The sequence below is a fragment of the Streptomyces sp. NPDC047515 genome (genome assembly GCF_040643055.1).
In the GTDB taxonomy this organism is placed as follows: domain Bacteria; phylum Actinomycetota; class Actinomycetes; order Streptomycetales; family Streptomycetaceae; genus Streptomyces.
The window spans coordinates 1-1353 of the sequence record NZ_JBEYTM010000173.1 but is presented as its reverse complement, the minus strand read 5'-3'; the positions used below and the strand labels follow the sequence as shown (position 1 = coordinate 1353).

Sequence of the window (1353 nt, the reverse complement as noted above, 5' to 3'; positions counted from 1 at the left end):
CTACCGTCTGGCGACCACGCTCCTGGACGCCCGCCGCTACCCAGCAGACCGCCTCGTGCACCTCTACCACGAGCGCTGGGAGCACGAGAGCGCCTACTACGCCCTGCGCCACACCATCCTGTGCGGACGCGTCCTGCGCTCACACGACCCGGTCGGCGTCGAGCAGGAGATGTGGTCCCTGCTCACCCTCTACCAGCTCCTTCGCCGCACCATGGTCGAGGCGGCGGAGTCCCAGCCGGGCACCGACCCCGACCGCTGTGGCTTCACCATTGCCCTCGAAACCGCCCGCGACCTACTGGTATGCGCCGAGGGGATCTTCGAGCAGGGCATCGCAGAGATCGGTCGCCGGGTCCTGTCGACGCTGTCGCCCGCGCGGCGAACCCGCGTCAGCACCCGCAAGGTGAAGTCCCCCATCTCCCGTTACACGGAAAGGAAGTTGGACAGCCGCCCCGACAGCAGCCGGACCGTGACCTCGATGACGGTCACCCTCCTGCCGCCCCCATCGCCACCGCCCGCGCTGCCGGCGATGACCGCGGAGAACACCGGTAACGGCAAGTCCGGCAGCCGCATGACCCGCGTCCTTACCTTCTGGCAGGCCGAACCCGAACGGCTATGGCGCGCAAGGGAGATCGCAGAGCTCCTTGGCGACGTCACCCTCGTCGCCACCTATCGACAACTCGCTCGCTGGACCGAGAAAGGAATGATCAAGAGAGTCCGCACCGGCCGCTACGCGGCAATCCAGCCGATGACGAACCCCTTGCGTGACCTGCGGAAACGCTAACTACCCCGCCTTGGGGAAACTTCACACTTCGCCGGAACCGAGTTGGAGTTCAGTACACCCTCGACCCGGCGCCGGACATCTGGGCGACGTCCATGGAGCTGCTGAAAGCCTTGCGTGACGGCAAACTGAAGGGCTGCCGACCGGAGTACCGGGAGGAATTCCAGATCCACCACACCGAGAACCACCTATTCGACGTCACGGGGCCCGAGAAGGAAATCGGCTATGCCTCGTTCATCCCCACGGTCTCCGCCGGGCACGTGCTCAAGCGAAAGTGGTTCACCGAGGACGCCTTCGCCCGCCGCGAGGAACTGTTCTCCAACATCGCCCTCACACCCGACGGCTTCGAGGAGTACCTGCGCAAGGACTGGGCCTCCAAGTTCGGGCCATGCCGCCCTTCCGGCGCGTCCGCTACGACGTCCAGTGCGAGTCGATGGGCACCGGCCACGTCTACGGAATCTTTTTCGACCGCTGCTCCCTCCTAGTGCCGGATCAGGCAACGTTTGCCCTGTCGACGACGGCGCGTAGGCGCCGGTCGTCGGCATGGCGGTTTCGCCAGATGATGTAGCGGCGGA

At 65.9% G+C, this 1353-nt stretch carries 1 protein-coding gene and 2 pseudogenes; 2 read left to right on the top strand and 1 reads right to left on the bottom strand.

From position 1 onward, the window contains the following. Both ABZ826_RS39380 and ABZ826_RS39375 read left to right on the top strand, forming a co-directional pair. A pseudogene (locus ABZ826_RS39380) lies at positions 1 to 781 on the top strand (IS4 family transposase); the annotation flags it as partial. A 92-nt stretch (positions 782 to 873) separates the two neighbouring features. Beyond that, the gene (locus ABZ826_RS39375) at positions 874 to 1263 is read left to right on the top strand and encodes a hypothetical protein (RefSeq protein WP_361459411.1); all 390 of its coding nucleotides are present in this window, start codon (positions 874 to 876) and stop codon (positions 1261 to 1263) included. 7 nt (positions 1264 to 1270) lie between these two features. Here ABZ826_RS39375 and ABZ826_RS39370 read toward each other — a convergent pair. Then, positions 1271 to 1353 (bottom strand): annotated as a pseudogene (locus ABZ826_RS39370) (transposase); the annotation flags it as partial.

What these genes read in the sequence shown, in the direction of transcription:
- ABZ826_RS39375 (WP_361459411.1), top strand. Translation starts at nt 874, where the DNA reads ATGGAGCTGCTGAAAGCCTTGCGTGACGGCAAACTGAAGGGCTGCCGA.